This is a genomic window from Mycobacterium sp. MMS18-G62 (genome assembly GCF_053877835.1).
In genome coordinates, this window is sequence record NZ_CM132662.1 from 557,756 (window position 1) to 581,312 (window position 23,557).

The following is a 23,557-nucleotide window of genomic DNA, read 5'->3' on the forward strand; positions in this document are numbered from 1 at the left end:
CCCAGCGCTGCGTCGCAACGGATTCACCGTCATGGCAGTGCAATTACGCCACTTGTTCAGTTGTGTCTTCGTGTGCGGTCAGCAGGCACGATGCGAGGTGCAGGCTGGTGCCGTCCGTTGACAGCAGGGTCGGAACCTCGCTCGCGCACCTGTCGATCCGTTCGGCGCAGCGTGGGTGGAATCCGCAGCCGGTCGGGATCGCGAGCGGGCTAGCCGGCTCACCGGGAAGCCGCACGGGTTCGACTCCCGGGGTGGGCACCGCCGCGAGAAGCGCCTTCGTATAAGGGTGTTGCGGGTTGGTGATCAGCTCCTCGGTGGGTGCCAATTCGACGATCTGGCCGAGGTACATGACTGCGATGCGATCGGAGATGAACCTTGCGGCGGCCAGATCATGGGTGACGAACATGACGGCCATCCCCAGTTCGCGGCGCAGCTCCTGCAGGAGGTTCAACACCGAGGCCGCAAGAGAAGCGTCCAGTGCCGAGGTGGGCTCGTCGCACAGCAGCAGGCGGGGTGGCACGATGATCGCGCGCGCGAAGGCCACCCGCTGTCGCTGTCCGCCTGACAGGCTGGACGCCTTGACACCGGCCACATCCGGTGGCAGCCCGACCTGGCGAAGGGCCACCTCGACGCGGTCACGGCGCTCGGAACGCGATGTTGTCGTCAGCAGACGCTCGCCGACGATTTCGCCGACGCTCATCCACGGCGTGAGTGATGCGCCCGCGTCCTGGAATACCATCTGGGGCGGCGATCCCGTGTATTTGACCGAGCCCCCGTCGGGTTCCATCAGCCCTGCGACGACGCGAAGCAGCGTCGACTTGCCCGAACCGGATTCGCCGACGACGGCGATGGATTCGCCCGCGCCGACATCGAGGATGACGTGGCGCAGCGCGTGCAGGCTGTCACGCTTGGTCAAGCCACGCCGTACCGGGAAGTGTTTGTCAATCCCGTTGACCTGCAAGGCCAGCAGGGTTTCGTCGACCTCGATCATCGGGCGGAAGGGCAGTGTGTCCTGGCGGCGCTGCACGTCGGCAGTCGCGTTCTCGACGATGCACGCCGTCACGCCGGTGTGGGTCGCCGCGGGAACCGGCTCGGGCAGCGCTTCCGAGCACGCGGCGATCGCCGCCGCGCAACGCGGCGAGAACGCGCAGCCTTTCGGGTGTTCCCGCGGGTCGGGCGGCTGACCCGGGAGCGCATGGATCGCGCGGCCGCGTGGCAGGTCGAGGTCCAGCCGAGAGTTCAGCAATCCCACCGTGTATGGATGTGAAGGCGCTCGCAGTACCTCGTCCATCGAACCCATCTCGGCTACCCGGCCGCCGTACATCACTGCGACGCGGTCGGCGATCTGAGAGGCCACTCCGATGTCGTGAGTGACGACGATGAACGACGTGCCGAGTTCGTTGCACAGGTCCCGAAGGAGGCCGAGCACCTGCGCCTGGACCGTGACATCCAGGGCTGTGGTCGGTTCGTCGGCGATGACCAGGTCCGGCTTGCCTGCGACCGCCATCGCGATCATCACCCGCTGCCGCAGCCCTCCGGAGAGCTCGTGCGGAAAGGCTTTCATGCGACGGCCCGGGTCGGGCACACCGACGATTTCCAGCAGGCGCCGGGCCTCTTCGGAGTCTCCGGCCGCCTCGATCACCTGCCTGCCCACCCGCATGGTCGGGTCAAGCGATGTCATCGGGTCCTGAAAGACCGCGCCCAAGTGAGCCTTTCGGGTCCGGCGCCGCTCGTCTGGTGTAGCGGCGACCATGTCGATGCCGCAGACCTCGGCCCTACCAGTGATGACGGGTGCGGGTTCCCCGGCGAGCAGGCCGAGTAGCGCGAGGCCCATCACGCTCTTGCCGGATCCCGATTCCCCGACGAGGGCCAGCACCTCGCCGGGTTGCACGTCGAGGCTGACGCCACGCAGCGCGTGCAGCGCGACTCCGCGGCGCTCGAAGGTCACGTGCAGGTCGTGCACGCGGGCCCGCGGCATCGTCTGGTCGGGGTTGGTCGGCAGGCCTAGATGCACGACATCATTCGCGGTGACACTCATGTTCGACCCTCGGTTCCGGCGTGAGATTGCCACGGCGGTGTGGGATACGCACAGCACAACCGGTGCCCGTGACGGTGCTACTGCGGGGTGATGTCGAACAGATTGCGCCGCTGGTCAGGCTTCGACTCCGCATGGCGCAATCAAAGGTTTACCACTGGGCCGGGCCGTCGAAATCCCTGTCTTGTTCACTACAAGCATGACTGTCGTTGTGGTAGGAAATCCCAAGCCGATGTCGCGGACCCGGGCCGCGGCCGAGTTGGTGGCCGAAAGACTGACCGGCGTTGCGCCCCAACATGTTATCGATGTCGTCGACCTTGGCGCCGGCCTCCTTGGTTGGGGTGATCCTAAGGTGGCCGAGGCGAAGGAGATCGTGAAGTCCGCCGACTCGCTGGTGGTGGCGTCTCCGACGTTCAAGGCCACCTACACCGGCCTGCTCAAGCTGTTCCTCGACCAATTCGGGGCGGGCGAACTGGGCCAGATCACGACGTTCGCGCTGATGCTCGGCGGGTCGTATACACACGCATTGGCCCCCGAATTGTCGTTGCGCCCAGTCCTTGTCGAGATCGGCGCGAGCTGTCCTGCGCCAAGCCTGTACCTGCTCGATTCGGAGTATGAGACGTCAGAGGATCTCGAGAAATGGCTCACCATCGCTCGCCAGTTCGTGCCGGCGGTAACGCCATGATCACTGCGATCGACCACCAGTTCGACCAGGCTCTGTTGCGGCAGGCCTTCGGCTGCTTCCCAAGCGGCGTAACGGCGTTCTGCGGTCTACTCGACGGAGTTGCCGAGGGAATGGCGGCGAGTTCGTTCACCTCCGTGTCGCTGGACCCTGCCCTCGTCTCGGTATGCGTGGCCAATACGTCGACAACCTGGCCGAAATTGGCGACGCTCAACCGCCTCGGGCTTTCTGTCTTGGCAGGCGACCACGGCCCCGTCGCGCGTGCTCTCGCGTCGAAGACCGGTGACCGGTTCAGCGCCGTGGACTGGATGGCGACCGACAGCGGTGCGGTGTTCGTGCACGGCGCGACTCTGTGGCTCGAGTGCGCGCCTTACAAGCGTGTCGAGGCCGGCGACCACGAGATCGTTGTACTGCAGGTCGTCTCATTGGCGATGTACCCCGATGTCGCCCCGATGGTGTTCCACCGCAGCAATTTTCGCGAATTGGCCGCCGCGGGTTAAGCCCGCTTGAGGGATTGCGGCCAGAAGATCGGCGGGTAGAACGAGTTGTCCTCGACCCCCGTTACGTAGCTGTGCGTGATCGTGGAGTTCGGCGGGATGCAGAGGGGAATCCAGATCGCCTCGTCGAGGATCATCTGGCTGCACTTCTGATAGATCTGCTCGGCCTGCGCCCAGTCGGCTTGCTTGACCGCATCGTCCATCAGCTTGTCGAGCTCGGGGTTCGAATACTGATAGAAATTCAGGGGTTTGGCGCCGGTGCGCAGCAGGATGCGAAACGTCGTGTCCAGGTGCAGCGCGTCACCTCCCAGGAACGACACCAGCATGTCTGGCCGCTTCTCGGGTGGCTGGTTGGGCAGGTCGAACTCCTCGGCCACGGGCATGGTGCGCACCGTGACGTCGAGACCGAACGCCGCAAGCTGGTTCTGGATCAGCTCGGCCATCTGCCCGCGGGGTGCGCCGCCGTCGGCGCTCCACGCGAGGTCGATTTTCTTGGACGGCAGCGTCGGCACGATCGCCTTGAGTGCCGCAGTGTCCACCTGTGACGGGAACGGAGCAAGCGCCGGGTTGAGGGTGAGCTCCGGCCACATCGCATTCTGCACCTTCGCCAGGCCGCCCCATGCCGTGTCGACGATGGCCTTGCGGTCCAGCGCGGTGAGCATGGCCTTGCGCAATGCCTTGTTCGCGAAGATGCCCGACGTCGGGTTCAGCCAGATCGCCTCGCCGACACCGCCGAACGAGTTGACGACCGAGAACTGCGTGTTCTTCTGGTAGGCAAGTACGTCGGGGATCGCGAAACCCTTTGTCACCATGTCGAATGCGCCGGAATCGAGCTGCAGCTTCTGGGTCGCGACACTCGGCGTGATCTCGATGCGAATCGATTTGAACACGGGCTTCTCACCCCAGTAATCGGGGAAGGCCTCCAGCGTGTAGTGGCTGCCGGTGACGAACTCCTTGAAGATGTACGGTCCCGTGCCTGCGTCGTGAGTCTTCAACCATTCCTGCGCCATATCGTCGCCGACGGCGTTCTTGGCCACAGCGGTCGGGCTGACCGCGAACGGCTGCCACGGGCATGCGAGGTAGTGCAGGAACGCGTTGTTCGGCTCCTTGAGCGTGACGACGAACGTCGTCGGATCCGGCGCCTCGGTCTTGACCACACCCGCGACCATGTAGGCGGGCCCCTGGTCGATCTTCCCGCGCCGATCGAAACTCTTAGTCCACGCCTCTGCGTCGGCGATCGTTCCGTCGTGGAACTTCACGCCCGGCTGCAGCGTGAATGTGTACGTCAGTTGGTCGGGCGAAATCGTCCACGACTTCGCCAGACTCGGGAGGAACTGCGATGTGCCAGGCTTGTAGCGCACCAGACCCTCGTACGCCGATTCCATGACCTGGACGCCCTCGCCCTCGTACATGATGTCGGGGTCGGGAACCTGCATGTCGGCCAGGAAAGGCATGCGCAGGACGAGTGTCCCGCCGCTCCCTCCGCCGCCCGGCGCCCCGCCGCATGCGGCGATCAGCGACGCCAGGCTGATACCGCCGACGGTGATTCCGCTCGCCTTCAGGAATTTGCGTCGGTCCCACTGCGGACCGGACGGAATGCTGTTTGGGTGTGGCGTGTCGAACACGAATGCCTCCTACGTGGGTCAACTGTTGACCTGAGAGCACGGCATTCGCTGGCGTGCATGTGCGAGCAGTAAAGCGGCGGCGTGTGACGCATCCGCTTCGCGGCAATGCCCCACGTATTACGCCGGGATTGCGTCGCGACTAGAACTCCAGAAGGTTCTCGCGAAACGTGCTGTGGTGATAGCCGTCCCGGATAAGCCCGCGTTTACGCAGCGCCGGCGCAAGGCCGTCGGCGATCTCGGCGATATTGCGCCGGGTAACGGTCGGCGAGAGAAGAAAGCCGTCGCCGCCGACCTCCTCCATCGCCTCGCCCATCTTCGCCGCCACCGTGTCCGGCGAACCGACAAACGCCAGACCCGCATGGGTGTCGACGGTGGCGATCGCCTCGCGCAGTGTCTTACCCCTTGCCCCTTCGATGAACGTGCGCAGCGTGCTCGTCTCTCCGTTACCCCACACGTCGGGCACTTCCTTGTCGAGATCGAATGTGGAGAAGTCGAATTCGCCGCCGGACGTGTAACTCAAACCCCACAGTGCCTTTTCGATCGCATGGTCGCTCCACCGGGCAGCCAACATGTCCTCCTGGCGAGCCTGCGCGACGCGGTCGGTGTCGCCGAGGATCGGATCGATCAGGAACAGGATCTTCAGCGTGCCCGGATCGCGGCCGTACTCGCGCATCCGGCGGTGCATATCCTGCCGAAATGCCTTCATGCCCTCGATGCTGGTGCCATGCGCAAGCATCGACTCCGCATACTTGGCGGCCAGATCGCGGCCGGCGGGTGAGGCGCCAGCCTGCACGATGACCGGTCGGCGCTGTGGGCCGGGGATGGTGTTGAGCGGGCCGCGGGTCCGGAAGTACTTGCCGTCGAAGTCGACTGTGTGCACCTTGGTGTGGTCGGCGTAGCGCGGCGTCTCCTCGTCGACGAGGACGGCGCCTTCCTCCCACGAATCCCACAGCGCCCCAACCGCTTCCATCCATTCCTTGGCCATCTCGTAGCGTTCGCTGTGCAGCATCAGCTCGTCGTATCCGTACTGTTGCGCCGCGCGCGCCGAGCTTCCGGTCACGACGTTGAGGCCCACCCGGCCGTCGGTCAGGTGATCGAGGGTGGTCATCGTCCTGGCCGCCATGAAGGGGTGGTAGAAGCTCGTCGACAGCGTGACCGCGATGCCGATGTGTTTGGTGCGCTGAGTCAGCAGCGGGATGAGCGGGACGGGGTCGCATTTCGGGGCCAGCAGCCCGTACTTGAGCGTCGTCTCCATGGAGCGGCCGTAGGCGTCCTCGACCATGCTGGTGTCCTCGACAAGGAGGTAGTCGAAGCGGGCGCGTTCCAGCGACGCGGCCAGGTCGACGAACAAGTCGCCCTTCATCCAGTCGTGGCCGGTGTTGCCGGCCCACGGGTCTTGCGCCCATGTCTGGACGGAGAAACCACTGCCGAGAAACCAGCCGAGATGAAACATGTGACCAATGTGGCCTGCCGATGTTTCGGCGGGATGCGGCGGACGATTCCGCGCGCATTACGCTGCCGCGGATGAGTGATCCCGGTCACGTCGTGTCACGTTTCGGCGGCCGGCGGTGTCTTCAGGGCATGACTGAACACAGTGGAACCAACAAGGTCGTCGTCATCGGCGGCGGGTACGCCGGAACGATCGCGGCCAATCACCTGCGGATGCGCGCAGACGTGGACATCACGCTGGTCAACCCGCGGCCGAAGTTCGTCCAGCGCATCCGGCTGCATCAGTTCGTGGCCGGCAACTATGACGCGACGGTCGACTACGGCACGCTGCTCGGCGAAGGCGTCAAGCTGCTAGTCGACAGCGCCACCCGGATCGACGCCGCTGCGCGCAAGGTGGAGCTGGCATCGGGCGATGAGCTCGACTACGACTACGTCATCTACGCGGTCGGCAGCACCGGCGCGCCGCCGTCGACGGTGCCGGGCGCGGCCGAATATGCGCATCCGATCGCGGAACTGGAGTACGCCCAGTGGCTGCGCGACTCCCTCGACGAGCTGCACCCCGATGCGCCGGTCACAGTGGTCGGCGCCGGGTTGACCGGCACCGAGACGGCCGCCGAACTCGCCGAACAGGGACGTAACGTGACACTGGTGTGCGGCGGAACCCTCGTGCCATCGCTGAGCGAGCCGGGTCGCCGCTCGGCCGCCAGGTGGCTGTCACGTCATGGGGTGGCGGTGCTGGAGGACGACGTGGTCGTCGAGGTCCGGCCGAACGCGGTGGTGTTCGCCGACGGAGCGGTGCGTCCGAGCGCGCTGACCATCTGGACCGCCGGTTTCGGTGTGCCGGAGCTGGCCGCGGCCAGCGGGCTGAGCACCGACGGGCTCGGCCGACTGCTCACCGACGAGACGCTGACCAGCATCGACGACCCGCGGATCGTCGCGGCCGGGGACGCCGCGGCACCGTCGGGCCAGCCACTGCGGATGAGCTGCCAGGCGGCGGTGCCGCTGGGCACGCAGGCCGCTGACACAGTGCTGGCCCGCATCGCCGGAACCCAACCGGCCGTGATCGATCAGGCGTTCCTGGGCTCCAACGTCAGCCTGGGCCGGCGCGCCGCGGTCATCCAGTGGGCGCACAAGGACGACACACCGATGAACCTCTACTTCGGCGGGCGCGTTGGCGCCGCGATCAAGGAGGCGGTGTGCAAGGCCACGGTATGGGGCATCCGCCGCGAAGCACGCAAGCCTGGCTCGACGTTCTGGGCCAAGGGCGGCACGCGTCCGTCTCAGCCGTCGCTCGAGGTGGTCACGGAATCGTGACCACCTCGCAGGGCGAGCATGCCGAGCGGTTCACCCATCTGCGGCCGCTGCTGTTCACGATCGTCTACGAAATCCTCGGTTCGGCAACGGAATCCGACGACGTGCTGCAGGACAGCTATCTGCGCTGGGCCGAAGTGGACCTCGCGACGGTACGGGACACCAAGTCGTATCTGGCGCAATTGGTGACCCGGCAGGCGCTCAACGCGCTGCGGGCAGGCGCCCGCCGACGTGAGGATTACATCGGACCGTGGCTGCCCGAGCCGCTGCTGCTCGACGAGCGCGACGCCGCCGCCGACGTCGTGCTCGCCGAGTCGGTGTCGATGGCGATGCTCGTGCTGCTCGAAACCCTCACGCCGGACGAGCGCGCGGTGTTCGTCCTGCGTGAGGTGTTCGGCTTCGACTACGACGAAATCGCCGGCGCGGTAGGGAAATCCGCGACGACGGCGCGCCAGATCGCGCACCGTGCCCGCGAGCACGTGCACGCCAGGCGCAAGCGGTTCGAGCCCGTCGACACCGCCAAGACCGCGGAGCTGACCCAGCAGTTCATGGCCGCGGCGGCCACCGGCGATATGGACGGGCTGATGTCGATGCTGGCCCCGGATGCCACCTGGACGGCCGACAGCGGCGGCAAGGCCACCGCAGCTCGCACGCCGATCGTGGGTGCCGAGAAGGTGGCCAGGGCGATCATGGGCCTCTTCCGTTACGGCCAGCGCATGCCGGAAATGCGGTTCGAGATGGTGAACTGCAACAACGCACCCGCGGTGGTGGTCTACACCGGCGATCAGCTGGAAGGCGTTTTCCTGGTCGAGATCATCGACGGCAAGATCACCCACTTCTATGCGATGCGCAATCCGGACAAACTGGCCGCGATCGCCGTCCCGCGGGAGATCAGCCGCTAGGCACCGACAATCCGCAGTCCACGTCTGCGGCCTCACAGCCAAACGGCCATGTCACGAGTGACTTTGTGCCGTGGTGACTGTCGCCAGCCGGGAGTACTGATGGTTGAGGAGGTGCAAGACATGACCGACATGGAGTCCAACGACAGCGATCCCCGGCGCGCCGAGGCGATAGCTCGGTTGAAGAAGAAGCGGGAGTTCTACCAGCACCTGCTGGTCTATGTCCTCGTGAACGCATTCCTGATCGCGATCTGGTATTTCGTCGCCGGGCGAGGCTTCTTCTGGCCGATCTTTCCTCTGGGCGGCTGGGGAATCGGCCTGATCATGCACTCCTGGGACACGTTTTCACCTGGTCGGCCGACCGAGGACCAGATCCGCAAGGAAATCAACCGCTTGAACTAACGGACTCCCGCGCGAGCAGTCGCTAGGTCTCTGTCACGCTTGGTCGGTGCGGATCGAGCGGCTCGGCGACCTGGGCAGCGCCCCTGCGGTGCTGCGAGCGCTTGCCTATGCCGCCGAACGCCGTGGCCTGCCCCCGCCGGCCGCGTTGATCGGCGAGTGGTTCGGCTCGGCGGCCGTCATCGCGCCCTCATTGAAGGCCGTTGCGGTTGACGAGGTGTTCGCCGTCTCCACCGCCGCATCGGGCGGGGCGATCGGCGGCGGATGGTTCGGATATCTGTCCTATCCCGACGGCGGGGGTCGCGTGCCTGCAGCGGCCGGTGGCTGGTCGGACTGCGTGCTGCGACAGGACCGCGACGGGCAATGGTGGTATGAAAGCCTTTCCGGCGCAGCGATTTCCGCGTGGGTCGCAGAGGCGCTGGACGCTCGCGTGCTGCCCCGGTCCTTCGACATCGTCTGGGACGACGCGGACCGGGATGCCCACCGCCGCGGCGTGCTGGAGTGTCTGGAGGCCATCGCGGCGGGCGAGATTTATCAGGCGTGCGTGTGCACGCAGTTCGCCGGCCGGCTCAGCGGCCAGCCGATCGACTTCTTCGTCGACGCGGTGACCCGCACCGCGCCGGCGCGGGCGGCGTTCGTGGCGGGATCGTGGGGTGCCGTGGCGTCGTTGTCACCCGAGTTGTTTCTGCGACGGCGCGGCGAGATCGTGACGTCGAGCCCGATCAAGGGCACGCTGCCGCGGTACGCGGATCCGGCGGCGCTGCGGGCGTCGACCAAAGACGTGGCGGAGAACATCATGATCGTCGACCTGGTCCGCAACGACCTGGGCCGCGTCGCCATGACCGGCACCGTGACCGTGCCTGAGCTGCTGGCTGTGCGCCCGGCGCCGGGGGTATGGCATCTGGTGTCGACTGTGTCGGCGCGAGTCGACGCCGACATGCCGATGGCCGCGGTGCTCGACGCGACGTTCCCACCCGCTTCGGTGACGGGCACACCGAAGACACGGGCCCGTCAGCTCCTTGCCGAGTGGGAGCCGCATCGCCGCGGAGTTTATTGCGGCACAGTCGGTTTGGCGTCACCAGTTGCGGGCTGTGAGCTGAATGTCGCGATCCGCACCGTGGAGTTCGACGCCGCGGGCAACGCCGTTCTAGGGGTTGGCGGCGGGATCACCGCCGACTCGGATCCGGATCGCGAATGGGACGAATGCCTGCACAAGGCGGCACCCATCATCGATAGGCCCGACACCGCTCGACGAGAATTTCGGCCAATCGCTTCGGCTCGCTGATCATCAGGTCGTGACACGTATCCATCGGGAACATTGTCTGCACGCCGCCTAGGGCGGCGATGCTGTTGCGCTGCGACCTGACCGACAGCGCGCGATCGCGGGTGGTCAGAATCCAGGTCCGCGGTATCTCGTCGGGCATCTCACGCCGGGACACGTTTTCGGTCGCTATACAAGGCGAATCGGCATATAGGCGGTCGAGGAGGTATCGGCGCCGCGCACGGGGAACCCCGTTCACAAACGCGAAAGAGGCCACGGCAGCAGGTAATTCGCCGGTCTTGCGGGTTTTCGCGCCGCGCCTTGCATACCAGGCCAACGGCCCGGCGAGCGTGTCTACCACGGCGGTGCCTTCCGGCGGGACGAACGCCGTGGCGAAGATCAATTCGCGTACCCGCGACGAGCCGAGCTTGGCGGCGACGCCCGGAATCGTCACGCCCGCGAGCGAGTGGCCGACGATGACGACCTCGTCGAACCCGGCGTCCTCGATATCGGCGACGGCCGAACGCACCCAGTCGGCGGTCGAGTCCGTCTCGAGATTGCCTGGCTTGCCGCGTCGGCCCGGCAGGTCGACGGCGAGCACATCGAGTTCTGGTGCGAGCCTGTTGATTTCGTCGACGGTCAGATCCCAGCAGTCCGCCGCATGTGCGCCGCCGTGCACGAGTACAAGGGCGGGCAGTGCCATAACGCCTCCGTGTCAGGGCCGCGAGCGCAGAACCGCATCGTAAAGCTCACGCCGCGACGGTGCGCCGGGATTCGCGGCGACGACCTGCGCGCACGCATCCTTGACCCGCATGCCGTCCTCGACAAGCCCGTTCACCTCGGCCACCAGCGTCTCCAGATCGGCCTGCGGCCTGGCGCCGGCCAGCACGACGGTGATCTCGCCGAGCACGCCGCCGGACGCCCAGTCGGCCAGTTCGGCGAGCGACCCCCGGACGATCTCCTCGTGCGTCTTGGTGAGTTCGCGGCAGATGGCGGCTCTGCGCGACGGCCCGAGCACGTCGAGCGCGTCCTTCAGCGTGCCGGGCAACCGGCGCGGCGACTCGAAGAACACGCATGTGCGCGATTCGGCGGCCAGCGTCTTGAGCCAGGTCACACGCGCTGACTGCTTGCGTGGTGCAAAGCCTTCGAAGCAGAACCTGTCCGACGGCAGGCCGGACACGGCCAGTGCCGTCGTCACCGCGGAGGGACCGGGCAGGCAGCTGACCGATAGGCCTGCATCCACGCACGCAACCACGAGACGGTATCCGGGGTCGTTGATCAGCGGCATACCGGCATCGCTGACCAGCAAAACCGTCGCGCCCGCCCTGATGTCGTCGATCAGCGCCGGAATCCGCGACGCCTCGTTCTGGTCGAACAGGCTGACGACTTTGCCTGCCAGCTTGACCTCGAGGGCCTGGGCCAGGGTCCGGATCCGGCGGGTGTCCTCCGCGGCGATGACGTCGGCGCTGCCAAGGGCGCTCATCAGCCGCGCCGAGGCGTCCGAAGGCTGGCCCAGCGGCGTGGCGGCGATAAGCAGTCGGCCGGGGCTCATTCGGAACAGCCTACGATCGCTGTCGTGACCGCTCCCGCCACCGAAGCGCCGCGCGCGGTTCCCGTCATCAGCCCCGCGCCGCTGGTGCCGGTCGCCGACTTCGGGCCCGTCGACCGGCTGCAGGGCTGGGCGATGACGGCCGTCATCACGGCGCTGGCGGCGGTGACACGGTTTTTGAACCTGGGTTCGCCGACCGACGCGGGCACGCCGATCTTCGACGAGAAGCACTACGCGCCGCAGGCCTGGCAGCTGCTGCACAACCACGGCGTGGAGGACAACCCGGGCTACGGCCTGGTGGTGCACCCGCCGGTCGGCAAGCAGCTGATCGCGATCGGTGAGGCGCTGTTCGGCTACAACGGGCTGGGTTGGCGGTTCTCCGGCGCGGTGTGCGGCGTGATCCTCGTGCTGTTGGTGGTGCGGATCGGCCGGCGCATCAGCCGGTCGACGTTGGTCGGCGGTATCGCCGGGCTGCTGTTGATCGCCGACGGTGTCAGTTTCGTCGCGTCGCGCACGGCGCTGCTGGATGGGTTTCTGACGCTGTGGGTCGTCGCGGCGTTCGCGTGTCTGATGGTCGACCGCGACCAGGTTCGTGAGCGGATGCACGTCGCGCTGCTCGAGGGCCGCATCGCCGAGACGCCGTGGGGACCGCGGCTCGGTGTGCGGTGGTGGCGGTTCGGCGCGGGTGTGCTGCTCGGATTGGCTTGTGCGACAAAGTGGTCGGGGCTGTACTTCGTGGTGTTCTTCGGCCTGATGACGCTGGCGTTCGACATCGCCGCACGCAGGCAGTATCGAGTGCCGCGGCCGTGGGTGGGGACGTTAAGGCGCGACCTGGGGCCGTCGTTGTATGCGCTGGCGCTGATTCCGTTCGGGGTGTACCTGGCGTCGTATGCGCCGTGGTTCGCGTCGGAGACGGGAGTGAACCGGCACGAGGTGGGCCAGTCGATCGGTCCCGACAGCGCGCTGCCGATTCCGGATGCGCTGCGGTCGCTGTGGCACTACACGCATGCCGCGTACAAGTTCCACGCAGGCCTGACGAACGCGGATGGCAACCACCACCCGTGGGAGTCCAAGCCGTGGACGTGGCCGATGTCGCTGCGGCCGGTGCTGTACGCGATCGACAACCAGGATGTGCCGGGCTGTGGGGCGCAGTCGTGCGTGAAGGCCGTGATGTTGGTGGGCACGCCGGCGATGTGGTTCATCGCGGTGCCGGTGCTGGCGTGGGCGCTGTGGCGGGCGTTCGTCAAGCGGGATTGGCGCTACGGCGCGCTCCTCGTCGGCTACGGCGCGGGATTCCTGCCGTGGTTCGCCGACATCGACCGGCAGATGTATTTCTTCTATGCGGCGACGATGGCGCCGTTCCTGGTGTTGATGATCGCGATGATCCTCGGCGACATCTTGCACAAGCCCAATCAGAACTCGGAGCGACGAACGCTGGGGCTCATCGTCGTGAGTTGCTATGTGGCGCTGGTGATTACGAACTTCGCGTGGATGTACCCGATCCTGACGGGCCTGCCGATCTCGCAGTCGACGTGGAACATGCAGATCTGGCTCCCCAGTTGGCGCTAGTTGGCGTGCTAGCGCCGAGATTGCATACAGGGCTGTGATCGATATCCACAACCCTGAGTGCAATCTCGACGGTAGGAAGCCCAGATGTCAGTCGGGTTGGTCAGCATCCAGATCATGGATGACGTCTTCATCGGCAGCGAAGCGCTGGCGGCCGGTACGCTCTCCCGCGGCCAATTGCGCTGGAACTATCGGACCATCCTGCCAGACGTATATGTCCGCAAGAGCGCGACGCCGTCGCTTTCGCTTCGCACCCTCGGTGCATGGCTTTGGTCTCGACGCCAAGGGGTGATCGCCGGCCTCACCGCGGCTGCCCTGCACGGCTCACGATCGATCGACGAATCCTGCGATGTCGAATTGATCTGGCGCTGTGGGCGTCCGCCGCCAGGAATCGTCGTTCGAAACGAACGCATCGCAACCGACGAGATCGTGGAGATCGCCGGTCTGCCCGTCACTACACCCGAGCGGACCGCGCTAGACCTCGCGAGGCATTCCCCGCGCGACAATGCCATCCCTCACCTCGACGCACTAGCCCGCGCGACAGGCCTCACCGCTTCACATGTGCTGCCGTTAGTCGATCGCTATCGCGGAGCGCGAGAATTGCGCACATCAATCGACACGCTCGGCCTGATGGACGGGGGATCGCACACACCGAGGGAAAGCGTGATTCGCCTAGCCCTCATCGATGCGGGTTTTCCTGCCCCGAGAACCCGATTCACTGTCACCGACGGCACCAGTCTGGCACTCATTGCCATGGGCTACGAGGCGCCAAAGGTCGGAGTCGAATTCGGCACCGGTAAACCCGGTTTCCTCGCTGACGCCGGATGGACGATGATTTCCGCCGCCGGTGTGCACCACCCGAAGATCGTCGCGTACCTGGTCCGTGCAGCGGTGATCGAGCGCGGGTATCCACTATCGAGACTGCAGAGGCTTTCGCCGACGCGGCTGGCGCTAGAGCGGATCGCGGGCGGCGGGACACGACATACATCTCGGCCCGCCGCGGCCCGTGCCCAGCTCCGACGCTTCGATCGGCAACACCTCGATGCCCGAATCGGCCAGGCGGGCATTGGTTTCCGCATTGCGCTCGTAGGCGACGACGACGCCGGGCGCGACAGCCAACGTGTTGTTGCCGTCGTCCCACTGCTCGCGCTCAGCCGTCACCGGGTCCAGACCCGTCGCGATCACCCGCAGCTTGTCGATTTGCATCGCCGCGGCCGCCGCCTCCACGAACGGCGCCGCATCGTCGATCCGAACCCCACCATTCCCGTCGCGGTGAATCGTGAAGGCGGACAACGAATCCACGATGTTCGGATACATCACGACCGCGTCGACGTCGACCATCGTGCACACCGTGTCGAGGTGCATCTGTGCACGCTCCTGCGCGATCGGCACCGCCAGCACCGTATGCGCAAGGTCATCGTCGAACAGGCTGCGCGCCAACGCTTCCGCCCCGGCAGGCGTCGTCCGCTCCCCCACTCCGACCGCCACCACACCCGGTGCCAGCAGCAGCACGTCCCCGCCTTCGACCGGCGCCGAGCGCGATTCGTAAGCCCGCCGCACCCCAAGGAACCGCGGATGATGCGCATAGATCAGATCTGTCAGCGACGTCTCACGCACCCTGGCTGGCAGCGCCAGCGATGTGATCGCCACCCGCGGCCCGATCCAAAACGACGAGTCCCGGGTGAACAGCAAGTTAGGCAGTGGGTCGATCACGAAGTCTCCGCCGTGGTGCATGCGCCGCACCAACGACAGCTCGCCTCCGGAAAACGGCAGCTCGTTGAACGTCATCCCTGCCATCAACACGTGGGCCAACGGAGCCGTATCCAACGTCCGCAAATATGTCGAAAGCTCCTGCGCCAGCGGCAAACCCAGCCGTCGCGGATCCACCGCCGCCGCGATCCCGTGCATCCGCGCCGCGCCACTATGGGACAACGCCTCCGTCAACAGGTCCGCCAACAGCAGCACGTCGACTCCCCGCGACCGCAACAGCGCGGCGAACGCATCATGCTCTCGCTGCGCCTTGCTCACCCACGGCAGGCCGTCGAACAACAGCGCGTCGTTGTTGCGTGGCGTGAGCCGCTGCAGTTCGGCGCCAGGTCGATGCAAGATGACGGCACGCAGCCGGCCCACTTCCGAGTCGCAGCCCAAGTTCACACCTAGCACCTTAACTATGGTTGAGCTCATGGAGCTGATTCACGAACTCACTCCCGGCGAGATGTCAGACCGCAGCGGCGTCGCCGTCTCCGCGCTCCACTTCTACGAACGCGAAGGGCTCATCGCCAGCAAGCGCACCAGCGGCAACCAACGCAGATATGCCCGGGAGACGCTCAGACGCGTCGCGTTCATCCGCATGTCCCAGCGGCTCGGCATCCCGCTGGCCCGCATCCGCGAGGCACTCACGACGCTGCCCACCGATCGCGTTCCGACCAGCAAGGACTGGGCCAGACTCTCGGCGGGCTGGCGCCAAGACCTCGACGACCGGATAGTGCATCTGCAGCGGCTGCGGGACAATCTGGCGGGCTGCATCGGCTGCGGCTGCCTGAGCCTGAAGACCTGCGCGCTGTCCAACCCCGGCGACATGCTCGCCGAGCAGGGGCCCGGCGCGGTCCGCCTCTAAACCTTCGAACGCCTGTGCGATAAACTGATCTCATGGAAGTGGCTCTTCAGAGCTCACTCTTCGAGGCCGCCGATCGTCGTCACCTCGGCAACGGCGCGTGGATCGAGGTGCGCTCGGGCTGGCTGACCGACGCCGACACGCTGTTCGACGAACTGATGGACGTCGTCCCGTGGCGCGCGGAGCGCAGGCCGATGTACGACCGTGTCGTCGACGTGCCGCGACTGGTCAGCTTCCACAACCTCCTCGAGGAGCCTGCCCCGCATCCACGGCTGAAGCAGATGCGCCGGCGGCTCAACGACGCATACGCGGGCGAACTCGGCGAACCGTTCGTCTCCGCGGGCCTTTGCCTTTATCGCGACGGCAACGACAGCGTCGCATGGCACGGCGACACCATCGGCCGCAGCAGCACAGAGGACACCATGGTGGCGATCGTAAGCCTCGGCGCGACAAGGGTTTTCGCGTTACGACCGAAGGGCGGCGGCAAGTCGCTGCGCATCGCGCACCGTCACGGCGACCTACTGGTGATGGGTGGCTCTTGCCAGCGCACGTGGGAGCACTCGATTCCCAAGACCACGCGGCCGGTCGGCCCGCGCATCAGCATGCAGTTCCGCCCCCACGACGTGCGCTAGCCCTTGACCGCGGCCACGGCGGCCGCCAGCACATCGCGGGCGCGCTGCGTGTTGACCGGCGCGACGGGCTTGTCGGGTAGCACCAACGGGTTCGCGGTCACGATCACCAAGAAGGGCCCGAAGCTGGCGACGTAGTTGTAGAGCTCTCCGGTACGGGGCTTGCCGTCGACCGTCGTCTGCAGTACTCGGTGCGTGGCGACGGTGTGAACGCCGTCGATCTTCGGCGCCTCGACCACCTCGACAAGGCCGCGCACGCCCGGACCCGCGAACCCGACCTTCTGGCAGTTCTGCGCAGGATCGCTGGCCGGAACGGGTTCGGAGGTTTCGAGCGCGATCGCGATGAACCGGTTGCCATCGCCCTCGGCCGTGGTCGCCGCCATGTTGCCTTTCGCCCCAGGCGGCACCAGCTGCTGGCCGGCCGACTTCGCGCAGTCGGCCGGATCGAACGTCATGCCCTGCGGCAACGATTGGGGCCCCAGCAGCCGCGGATCGATGCCCGTCGGCCCGACGCTTGTCACCTGGAACTGCGGGCCGAAGCTGGACTTGATGTTCGCCACGTTGGCGATGTTGGCGTGCGAGAGGTCCGGCTCTGCCGATTGCCCGGTGGCGCATCCGGCAAGCGCGGCGGCGCATAGGACGGGCATCGCCCTTCGGGTCAACATCGCCGCCAATGTACCCGCAGGACTGTGTTCATCCGCGTAATGCCGACACCGTTTTGACGAGCAGTTCCGCGGCGAATTCCTGTCCGAGTGCGGGATTCGGCGAGCCGGGATCGCTGACGATGGTGACCATCGCGACGTAATCGCCCAGATAGGCGGTGAACGAGTCGGCATGTGAATGCGTTTCGGTGCCGCCCTCGACGACGGTTGTGGTCGCGACGGTCATGCCGACCGTCGCTGCACCGTCGATCGCAGGCGCTGCGACGGATGTGACACTTCCGCTGGTGCGCCCCGAGGTCAACGACCACTGGCCACACTCGGCGACGACCGACGGATCGAGGTCCGCGCGCGTCCCCGCCACCACCGCGTACACGATGCCTCCCGCACCTGAGGCGGACCACCCCCGAGTCGTCGGCGCATCGGCAGCCGGATCCGCGAGTGCGCCGCACCGCGGCGGGTCGGCCGCCCAACCGGGGCCGAAGCCCCAGAACAGGACCGGCGCCGCCCGGCCAGACAGCGGGGTCACCTCGTAGCCGGCTGGCAGGTCGCCGCGCACTCGCTCGATGCGTGCCGGGTTCACCTGTGCCGCCGAGCTCGACGGCGTCGGGGACGGTGCGAGCGACGGCGACCGGCCGCACGCCGCCACGAACAGCACCAGCGCCGCGAACAAGCCGAACAGCCGCACCCGGCGTTGATACCACAGAGAACGCTTAGAAATTGCTGGGAACAACCCGAGAGCCGCAAGCGATAGATCAATTTGGGAGGAGTTGTCATGCATGCGGTCCTCGGCGCGGCAGTAGCAGTCGCCGCGGTGGCTTTTGCGCCGACGGGAATGGCTGCCGCCCAGCCCGCCAGTGGGAGTGACGCCGAGCAGACAATCGAGCGGTTGGAAGCGGAGGGTTACGACGTCATTGTCGACCGTGTCGGCAATGGCGATATCGGACAGTGTGAGGTGACTGATGTCCGCCATCCACAGACGCTGACGCAGACGATCGTCACGGGTCACGATCACAATCGAGACGTCGTCACCGTCGTCGTGTCGAAGTCGATTCACGTGACGCTGGACTGCAACCGCTGAGATTCGCTGCGGGCCCGGTGCACGTCGGAATCAAATTGCGCTACAACGAGTTTCACTGTGTGGCCGGCCAGTGGCCAGCGAGATGAACGTGGAAGGCACCACGAATGAACAAATTGTTGCCTGCCGCCATTGCGGGAACATGCTTTGCGCTGAGCCTGGGGCTCCCGGCGGGCGCCAACGCGGCCCCGTCGGGCGTCGGATCGGCGCAGGACACGGTCAACGAATTGGAGAACAACGGCTACAAGGTGGTCCTCAACAAACTGGGCACCGGTCCGCTCGACCATTGCACGGTCGACTCCGTGCGGCCCGGTGAGATGGTCTCCCATGCCGCCGCGGCGGGCGGCGAGTTCGTCAGCCGAATTGTCTATCAGACCGTGTACTTGACGGCCAAGTGCTGATGCGCGCCTAGGCGGCGTTGTTCTCGGATTTGGCGGTGCTCTCAGCCGTACCGGTGCTCGGCTCGCTTCCGGCGGGCTGTTGTCCACCCGACGGGGACGACGGTGTCTGCGCTTGGGTCTTCTGCGAGTCGAATTCGATGGGGCCACGCACCTTGGGTGGGTCTGGTTCGGTTGCAGCGGGCGTCGTCTTCGTCTCCGGGGTCGACGTGCTCGCGGTCGGCTTCGCTGTCGGCGTGGGGGACGCCGACGGCGTGGCCGTCGCGGTCGGCTCGACCGATGTGGGTTTCACGTCGGAGTTGTTCCCAGCCGTGGGCGTTGCGGTCGCCGTGGGTTCGGACACTCGCCCGCTCGTCAGCGAATTGACTTGGGGTGTAGCCGTTTCGGTGTTGTCCTGTTCGACGGCGGGAGCCGACAGCGTGGACATGGTCGTGGTTGTGGTGGTGGTCGTCGCCGTCGGGGCCGGCGGCAGTGCCGGGCCGCCGACGCCGAACGGCCCCGCTGGGGTGGTGCCCAGCGCGCGGCCCACACCGAGCTCCTGTAAGGCATCGTCGATACCGACGGGGATGGACGCCAGCAGGTTCAGGGCCAGGGCGATCGGATTTCCGATCGGCAGAATGCTTGCTGGCGTGGGAGTCCCAGGGTTTACGTCTCGCGCATAGGCGTCCTCGATCAAGACCCGCAGCGGCGCGTCAAGGAGCCGGATGATCGGCGCGGGGACACCGATCTGCGCAAGAGGCGTCAAGATCGGAAGCGTGTCGGCGGTGAACAGGTAGTAGGTGGTGTCGCCCATCTTGCCTTGGAACTGGGCGTCGCTGAGCGGCCTGTTGATGACATTGCCGTGCAGGTAGGCAAACCCGGCGATCGCATTGAAGGTGGCCAGCAGATTCAACGGCCTGACCGGAAAGTCCCCGCCGAGCCCGTCGTACTGCTGTGCGACGTCGATGGTCGGATACAGGTAGGTGTCGTCGGTCGGATCGTCCGGCGTGCCACCGTCGTTCACCACTGGACTGTTCGTCGGCGCAGCACCATAGAAGGTGATGCCGAAGAACGGGATCGTCGGCAACCCCACGCCGCGCTCCAAGACACCGCCGTTGGGCCGCATCGCGTTTGCGACAAACTCGAACGACGTGCTCGGGTCGCCGGCCTGGAAGTTGTCGATCAGGTCTCGTTTGACCAGTGACGCGATCACGGCGCTCTCGGAGTAGCCAAAGACGATGAAGGTATCGCCGGGCTGCGGCGGGTCGGATCCGACCTGCGGGTCGACGGCCGGATCGTTGTTGAAATTGCAGGAGGCGTTCGCCTCCAGGCAGTTGTGCACATTCGCCCGGCCGATGGCTACCGACTCGTCGAAGGTCGACGAGCCGGATAACGGAAAGAACTCCGCAGGGTAGATGACCGCGACCGCGTTGTCGGCGGCCGACGTGCCTGTACCTGCGGCGGCCGCCGGACTGATGTAGCTGTTGACGGCGTTGTCGAGGTACGCCGTGACGAACGGGGGCTGGTCCTTCGGTGGCCCGAGCGGATGGTCGCGGCCCCCCATGATGAGCGCGGTCGCGGCCTGCAGTTGCACGGCGGTCGACATCGACCACGAGGCCGTCAGTACCACGGCCCCCAATAACGCCAGTAGGGCCGCGCACAGCGAACGAGTGAGAACACGCATGGTCAAGACTCCTTCGTCAAACACCGCAGACCCGGGACACGGTGCTGACCGTCCGTGACCTACAGCTGCGAGTTATGACATGCCCGCGTAGAAACAGCAGCACAGCCCGATTTTGCACCGATGACGGCGAATGATTGGCGGATTCGGCTCAGCCAGCGGCAGATATTTGATAATTCAAGCACTTCTGCTCGACCGTCCGGCCATCGGCAACGTCAAGATCGATCTAGCAAATGTCGACCACATCAAGCCTTGCAGGCGAACAGCCCGCCGTCGCGGATTTCACCTGCAACGAGTGTTTGCCGACCGTAGGCTACGGCGGAGATTTTCCAATCGACGGGAGCCCCTATGAAATCGTCAGTGCGGGCCGGTGTTGTCGCCATCGCGGCGGTCGCGCTCGGCATCGGCCTATCCGGCTGCGGATCGAACACCAAGAGCGAGCCGTCCACCTCGAAGACCACCTCGAGCGAGTCGAAGACGACCACAAGCAAGGCCGCACCCACGACGACGGCCGAGGCATCGGGGCCGAACAAGACGATCGTTGACTACATCAAGGAAAACAACATCGTCGAAACGCCGGTTCACCGCGGTGATCCCGGGTCGCCCACCATCGATTTGCCATTCCCGCCGGGATGGGAGGACGCAGGAAACCGCACACCGGAATGGGCTTATGGCGCAATCCTTTTCAGCGATCCCGCGATGGCCCAGGATCCGCCGACGATCATCGCCCTGGTGTCCAAGCTGACGGGCAACGTCGACCCTGCCAAGATCCTCGAGTTCGCGCCGGGTGAGATCAAGAACCTGCCCAACTACGACGGCGCGCAAGAGGGGACCAAGAGCACGCTCAGTGGTTTCGATGCCACCCAGATCGGCGGCGCGTACACCAGGGACGGCGTCAAGCGAGTCATCGCCCAGAAGACGGTGGTGATTCCTGGCAAGGACGGGCTGTATGTATTGCAGCTCAACGCCGATGGCACCGAGGATCAGATGGGTCCGCTGATGGATGCGACCGGCGTCATCGACGAGCAGACCAAGATCACTCCATAGCGCGACGATCCGGGACGGGCGGTTCGCCGCCCATCCCGGGGTCACGCTCGGGAAATGGCCGACGCCTCCGCCACCTGCTCGGCCGTCGGCCGCACGCCGGTGTAACGGTCGAACTGCTCAGCCGCCTGCAATGCGATCACTTCCGCACCGGTGATCACCGCGGCCCCCGCCGCGCGGGCCGCTTCGATCAGTGGCGTTTCCGACGGCAGAGCGACCACGTCGAAAACAACACGCGCGTTGTCAATCGTCTTCTCGTCGAACGGTTTTTCCTGCGCCTCGGGACCGCCGGCCATCCCGATCGGCGTGACGTTCACGACCACGGGCGCCGCCAGCCCGTCCACGTCACGGGCGTAGGCATAGCCAAGCCGGTCGGCGAGCGCGCGTCCTGTTTCCTCGTTTCGGGCGACCACAGTGCCAGAGTGAAAACCCTTGTCCCGAAAAGCGACACCGACCGCATTGGCCATGCCGCCGCTACCACGAATGATCACCGCGTCGTCTGAGTCCAGCCGATGTTGATCGATGAGTTGCTGCACGGCAAGGTAATCCGTGTTCGACGCCGTCAGGTACCCGTCGTCGTTGACGATCGTGTTCACGGCGTCGATCACACGCGCAGAGGGCTCCACCTCGTCGACGAGCGCGATGACGTCCTGCTTGAACGGCATTGACACGGAACAACCGCGGATGCCGAGAGCGCGTACGCCGCCAATCGCAGCGACGATGTCGGTGGTGGTGAACGCCTTGTAGATGAAGTCCAAGCCGAGCATCTCGTAGAGGTGGTTGTGGAACCTGGTGCCGATATTGCTCGGCCGCCCGGCCAGCGAGATACACAACCGGGTGTCCTTGGATAACGGCGGGCGCATCAGCCGACGGCCCGAATGACCTGACGAGTCACGTCACGGATCTGTCGTGTGAGCTCCGGTGAGAAGTGCAGTGTGCTGGGCTGGGGAACGTCGATGGACGTAGTCACGACGCCGAGATCCTCGCGGTGCCAGATCGCTCCGTACTGATCCAGGATCGTGCGCATGGGGACGTTCTCGGCCAGCACCCGCGCCGTAAACCGTTGCACGCCGTCGGAGCCCGCCGCGACGGCGAGGGCGCCCATGAGGAAGGTGCCGATGCCCCGACCCTGGTACGCGTCGGCGACGATGAACGCCACCTCGGCAACGGTGGGGTCATTCTCGTCTCGGACGAAACGTGCATCCGCGACCACCGGACCCTCGGGCCCATCGGTCATCACCCACACGAAGTGATCGACGTAGTCGACCTCGAACAGGTAGGTCATCAGAGATCTGGTGGGGGCTCGCATCGACTGGAATCGGCGGTAGAGCGTCTCGCTGGAGAACTCGACCGGGCCGTTTGCGGTGCGCTCGTTGTCCCCGGGCAGCACCGGCCGCAAAAACAATTCTGTGTTGTCGCGCAAAGGGACCCGAATCGGTGTGATGAACGCCGCCAGCCGCTGACGTGCCGTCCGGAGCAGCTTTTCCATCATGCCAGGGATCTCGAGCATGGTGGAGAATGCCTCGCGGCCGCCGACCCAGCCCGTCAGCCGTTCGGTCGCGACCACGGTCGCGGTGCGCGGCGCGTCGCGAAGTAACGAGATCTCGCCGACGACCAAGCCAGGGACTAACTCGACCACAGTGTCGTGGCCGTCGAGTCCGGTGTGGGTGACCTCCGCGCGACCGGACCCGATGATCAGGAACGACACCGCGAGTTCGCCCTGTTGCATGAGCACCTGGCCCGGCGCGGCCGACAGTGGACGAAGCTGCGCGGCGAGCGGTACCAAAGCCTCGGTCGTGCAGCCGGCGAAGACCTCCAATGCAGCGAGTTCGTCGGCTCGGACAGCAGTCAGGCCGGCCACGTCACGAGGCTACGGCGTCGTCCTCGCGGCGAGCAAGGAAGGCCCCAGGCGGCGCCGCCTCAGCGACTTTCGCCGTCTCGCTGCCCCACGTTGCCACCTGCGGTTTCAGGACACCACGAATCTTCAACGGTCAGTGATGCGAGGGACGGTTTACACCAATTTCTCATGAGAATTGATAGCTAGGGAGAATACATTTGCCATAGGGGCCAGTTACTCCCCCTTTCGCGCGGGTGGGAATCTTCAGCAAACCCTTAACCGCCGGGTTCTTTCGCGTTTCTCATGTACGTAGCGCGCGGGGTGGCGATGCTCCGTCATACACTTTCGGCGTTAGGGCGCAGCAG

23 protein-coding genes are annotated in these 23,557 nt (G+C 65.9%); 12 read left to right on the plus strand and 11 right to left on the minus strand.

The genetic code is table 11. The annotated features are described in order from the left end of the window. Positions 1-43: 43 nt before the first annotated feature. Positions 44-2,038 (minus strand): dipeptide ABC transporter ATP-binding protein, encoded by a 1,995-nt coding sequence (locus ACWW36_RS02770; protein WP_456140086.1) that lies wholly within the window; start codon positions 2,036-2,038, stop codon positions 44-46. 196 nt (positions 2,039-2,234) lie between these two features. Here ACWW36_RS02770 and ACWW36_RS02775 point away from each other — a divergent pair, with 196 nt between their 5' ends. Continuing rightward, complete coding sequence (locus ACWW36_RS02775; RefSeq protein WP_456140087.1) at positions 2,235-2,720, plus strand: NADPH-dependent FMN reductase; 486 nt, start codon at positions 2,235-2,237, stop codon at positions 2,718-2,720. Next, positions 2,717-3,217, plus strand: coding sequence for a flavin reductase family protein (locus ACWW36_RS02780; protein ID WP_456140088.1), 501 nt, complete (start codon positions 2,717-2,719; stop codon positions 3,215-3,217). Before ACWW36_RS02775 ends, ACWW36_RS02780 begins: the two co-directional genes overlap by 4 nt. Here the strand turns inward: ACWW36_RS02780 and ACWW36_RS02785 are convergent. Next, on the minus strand, positions 3,214-4,839 hold the full coding sequence (locus tag ACWW36_RS02785) for an ABC transporter substrate-binding protein (protein ID WP_456140089.1): 1,626 nt from the start codon (positions 4,837-4,839) through the stop codon (positions 3,214-3,216). The two genes, ACWW36_RS02780 and ACWW36_RS02785, sit on opposite strands and share 4 nt — an antisense overlap. Before the next feature lie 139 nt (positions 4,840-4,978). After that, positions 4,979-6,292, minus strand: a complete 1,314-nt coding sequence (locus tag ACWW36_RS02790; protein ID WP_456140090.1) for an NtaA/DmoA family FMN-dependent monooxygenase — start codon at positions 6,290-6,292, stop codon at positions 4,979-4,981. Positions 6,293-6,420: 128 nt separating this feature from the next. Here ACWW36_RS02790 and ACWW36_RS02795 point away from each other — a divergent pair, with 128 nt between their 5' ends. The 4 genes from ACWW36_RS02795 to ACWW36_RS02810 all read left to right on the plus strand — a co-directional run bounded on the left by ACWW36_RS02795 (position 6,421) and on the right by ACWW36_RS02810 (position 10,182). Then, complete coding sequence (locus ACWW36_RS02795; RefSeq protein WP_456142344.1) at positions 6,421-7,602, plus strand: NAD(P)/FAD-dependent oxidoreductase; 1,182 nt, start codon at positions 6,421-6,423, stop codon at positions 7,600-7,602. After that, the gene (locus tag ACWW36_RS02800) at positions 7,599-8,501 is read left to right on the plus strand and encodes an RNA polymerase sigma-70 factor (protein WP_456140091.1); all 903 of its coding nucleotides are present in this window, start codon (positions 7,599-7,601) and stop codon (positions 8,499-8,501) included. Before ACWW36_RS02795 ends, ACWW36_RS02800 begins: the two co-directional genes overlap by 4 nt. A 120-nt stretch (positions 8,502-8,621) precedes the next feature. Then, on the plus strand, positions 8,622-8,900 hold the full coding sequence (locus tag ACWW36_RS02805; RefSeq protein WP_456140092.1) for a 2TM domain-containing protein: 279 nt from the start codon (positions 8,622-8,624) through the stop codon (positions 8,898-8,900). A 46-nt stretch (positions 8,901-8,946) separates the two neighbouring features. Then, positions 8,947-10,182, plus strand: coding sequence for an aminodeoxychorismate synthase component I (locus tag ACWW36_RS02810; RefSeq protein ID WP_456140093.1), 1,236 nt, complete (start codon positions 8,947-8,949; stop codon positions 10,180-10,182). On the opposite strand, the gene ACWW36_RS02815 is transcribed toward ACWW36_RS02810, so the two are convergent. Both ACWW36_RS02815 and rsmI read right to left on the minus strand, forming a co-directional pair. Next, positions 10,124-10,861: an alpha/beta fold hydrolase gene (locus tag ACWW36_RS02815; RefSeq protein ID WP_456140094.1), complete on the minus strand. Its 738-nt coding sequence runs from the start codon at positions 10,859-10,861 to the stop codon at positions 10,124-10,126. The genes ACWW36_RS02810 and ACWW36_RS02815 overlap by 59 nt on opposite strands. A 12-nt stretch (positions 10,862-10,873) precedes the next feature. Further along, on the minus strand, positions 10,874-11,710 hold the full coding sequence (gene rsmI / locus ACWW36_RS02820; RefSeq protein WP_456140095.1) for a 16S rRNA (cytidine(1402)-2'-O)-methyltransferase: 837 nt from the start codon (positions 11,708-11,710) through the stop codon (positions 10,874-10,876). 24 nt (positions 11,711-11,734) lie between these two features. On the opposite strand from rsmI, the gene ACWW36_RS02825 reads away from it, so the two are divergent. Beyond that, on the plus strand, positions 11,735-13,276 hold the full coding sequence (locus tag ACWW36_RS02825) for a dolichyl-phosphate-mannose--protein mannosyltransferase (RefSeq protein WP_456140096.1): 1,542 nt from the start codon (positions 11,735-11,737) through the stop codon (positions 13,274-13,276). Positions 13,277-14,224: 948 nt separating this feature from the next. On the opposite strand, the gene arcA is transcribed toward ACWW36_RS02825, so the two are convergent. Continuing rightward, positions 14,225-15,457, minus strand: a complete 1,233-nt coding sequence (arcA, locus tag ACWW36_RS02830; RefSeq protein WP_456140097.1) for an arginine deiminase — start codon at positions 15,455-15,457, stop codon at positions 14,225-14,227. Here arcA and soxR point away from each other — a divergent pair. Then, on the plus strand, positions 15,456-15,890 hold the full coding sequence (gene soxR / locus ACWW36_RS02835) for a redox-sensitive transcriptional activator SoxR (protein WP_456140098.1): 435 nt from the start codon (positions 15,456-15,458) through the stop codon (positions 15,888-15,890). The genes arcA and soxR overlap by 2 nt on opposite strands. A 32-nt stretch (positions 15,891-15,922) precedes the next feature. Next, positions 15,923-16,519, plus strand: a complete 597-nt coding sequence (locus ACWW36_RS02840) for an alpha-ketoglutarate-dependent dioxygenase AlkB (RefSeq protein WP_456140099.1) — start codon at positions 15,923-15,925, stop codon at positions 16,517-16,519. Here ACWW36_RS02840 and ACWW36_RS02845 read toward each other — a convergent pair. Both ACWW36_RS02845 and ACWW36_RS02850 read right to left on the minus strand, forming a co-directional pair. After that, positions 16,516-17,181 carry a DUF5642 family protein gene (locus ACWW36_RS02845; protein ID WP_456140100.1) on the minus strand — a complete coding sequence of 222 codons (666 nt, stop codon included), beginning with the start codon at positions 17,179-17,181 and terminating at the stop codon, positions 16,516-16,518. The two genes, ACWW36_RS02840 and ACWW36_RS02845, sit on opposite strands and share 4 nt — an antisense overlap. Positions 17,182-17,209: 28 nt before the next feature. After that, positions 17,210-17,863 carry a DUF5642 family protein gene (locus ACWW36_RS02850; RefSeq protein WP_456140101.1) on the minus strand — a complete coding sequence of 218 codons (654 nt, stop codon included), beginning with the start codon at positions 17,861-17,863 and terminating at the stop codon, positions 17,210-17,212. Positions 17,864-17,950: 87 nt separating this feature from the next. On the opposite strand from ACWW36_RS02850, the gene ACWW36_RS02855 reads away from it, so the two are divergent. Together ACWW36_RS02855 and ACWW36_RS02860 are read left to right on the plus strand one after the other, a co-directional pair. Further along, positions 17,951-18,256 carry a hypothetical protein gene (locus ACWW36_RS02855; protein ID WP_456140102.1) on the plus strand — a complete coding sequence of 102 codons (306 nt, stop codon included), beginning with the start codon at positions 17,951-17,953 and terminating at the stop codon, positions 18,254-18,256. Between the two features lie 104 nt (positions 18,257-18,360). Beyond that, positions 18,361-18,654 carry a hypothetical protein gene (locus ACWW36_RS02860; RefSeq protein WP_456140103.1) on the plus strand — a complete coding sequence of 98 codons (294 nt, stop codon included), beginning with the start codon at positions 18,361-18,363 and terminating at the stop codon, positions 18,652-18,654. 7 nt (positions 18,655-18,661) lie between these two features. On the opposite strand, the gene ACWW36_RS02865 is transcribed toward ACWW36_RS02860, so the two are convergent. Continuing rightward, a complete protein-coding gene (locus tag ACWW36_RS02865; RefSeq protein WP_456140104.1) occupies positions 18,662-20,314 on the minus strand; it encodes a PE-PPE domain-containing protein in 1,653 nt (550 codons plus the stop codon). Positions 20,315-20,659: 345 nt separating this feature from the next. On the opposite strand from ACWW36_RS02865, the gene ACWW36_RS02870 reads away from it, so the two are divergent. Continuing rightward, positions 20,660-21,358, plus strand: coding sequence for an LpqN/LpqT family lipoprotein (locus ACWW36_RS02870; RefSeq protein ID WP_456140105.1), 699 nt, complete (start codon positions 20,660-20,662; stop codon positions 21,356-21,358). Positions 21,359-21,399: 41 nt separating this feature from the next. Here ACWW36_RS02870 and ACWW36_RS02875 read toward each other — a convergent pair whose 3' ends face one another. Together ACWW36_RS02875 and ACWW36_RS02880 are read right to left on the minus strand one after the other, a co-directional pair. Continuing rightward, the gene (locus tag ACWW36_RS02875) at positions 21,400-22,218 is read right to left on the minus strand and encodes a shikimate 5-dehydrogenase (RefSeq protein WP_456140106.1); all 819 of its coding nucleotides are present in this window, start codon (positions 22,216-22,218) and stop codon (positions 21,400-21,402) included. Further along, a complete protein-coding gene (locus tag ACWW36_RS02880; RefSeq protein ID WP_456140107.1) occupies positions 22,218-23,216 on the minus strand; it encodes a GNAT family N-acetyltransferase in 999 nt (332 codons plus the stop codon). Before ACWW36_RS02880 ends, ACWW36_RS02875 begins: the two co-directional genes overlap by 1 nt. Positions 23,217-23,557: the final 341 nt, after the last annotated feature.

Coding starts and splice junctions, on each gene's coding strand:
- ACWW36_RS02770 (WP_456140086.1), bottom strand. CDS start 2,038: ATGAGTGTCACCGCGAATGATGTCGTGCATCTAGGCCTGCCGACCAAC.
- ACWW36_RS02775 (WP_456140087.1), top strand. CDS start 2,235: ATGACTGTCGTTGTGGTAGGAAATCCCAAGCCGATGTCGCGGACCCGG.
- ACWW36_RS02780 (WP_456140088.1), top strand. CDS start 2,717: ATGATCACTGCGATCGACCACCAGTTCGACCAGGCTCTGTTGCGGCAG.
- ACWW36_RS02790 (WP_456140090.1), bottom strand. CDS start 6,292: ATGTTTCATCTCGGCTGGTTTCTCGGCAGTGGTTTCTCCGTCCAGACA.
- ACWW36_RS02795 (WP_456142344.1), top strand. CDS start 6,421: ATGACTGAACACAGTGGAACCAACAAGGTCGTCGTCATCGGCGGCGGG.
- ACWW36_RS02805 (WP_456140092.1), top strand. CDS start 8,622: ATGACCGACATGGAGTCCAACGACAGCGATCCCCGGCGCGCCGAGGCG.
- ACWW36_RS02815 (WP_456140094.1), bottom strand. CDS start 10,861: ATGGCACTGCCCGCCCTTGTACTCGTGCACGGCGGCGCACATGCGGCG.
- rsmI (WP_456140095.1), bottom strand. CDS start 11,710: ATGAGCCCCGGCCGACTGCTTATCGCCGCCACGCCGCTGGGCCAGCCT.
- soxR (WP_456140098.1), top strand. CDS start 15,456: ATGGAGCTGATTCACGAACTCACTCCCGGCGAGATGTCAGACCGCAGC.
- arcA (WP_456140097.1), bottom strand. CDS start 15,457: ATGAGCTCAACCATAGTTAAGGTGCTAGGTGTGAACTTGGGCTGCGAC.
- ACWW36_RS02840 (WP_456140099.1), top strand. CDS start 15,923: ATGGAAGTGGCTCTTCAGAGCTCACTCTTCGAGGCCGCCGATCGTCGT.
- ACWW36_RS02845 (WP_456140100.1), bottom strand. CDS start 17,181: ATGTTGACCCGAAGGGCGATGCCCGTCCTATGCGCCGCCGCGCTTGCC.
- ACWW36_RS02855 (WP_456140102.1), top strand. CDS start 17,951: ATGCATGCGGTCCTCGGCGCGGCAGTAGCAGTCGCCGCGGTGGCTTTT.
- ACWW36_RS02860 (WP_456140103.1), top strand. CDS start 18,361: ATGAACAAATTGTTGCCTGCCGCCATTGCGGGAACATGCTTTGCGCTG.
- ACWW36_RS02865 (WP_456140104.1), bottom strand. CDS start 20,314: ATGCGTGTTCTCACTCGTTCGCTGTGCGCGGCCCTACTGGCGTTATTG.
- ACWW36_RS02870 (WP_456140105.1), top strand. CDS start 20,660: ATGAAATCGTCAGTGCGGGCCGGTGTTGTCGCCATCGCGGCGGTCGCG.
- ACWW36_RS02875 (WP_456140106.1), bottom strand. CDS start 22,218: ATGCGCCCGCCGTTATCCAAGGACACCCGGTTGTGTATCTCGCTGGCC.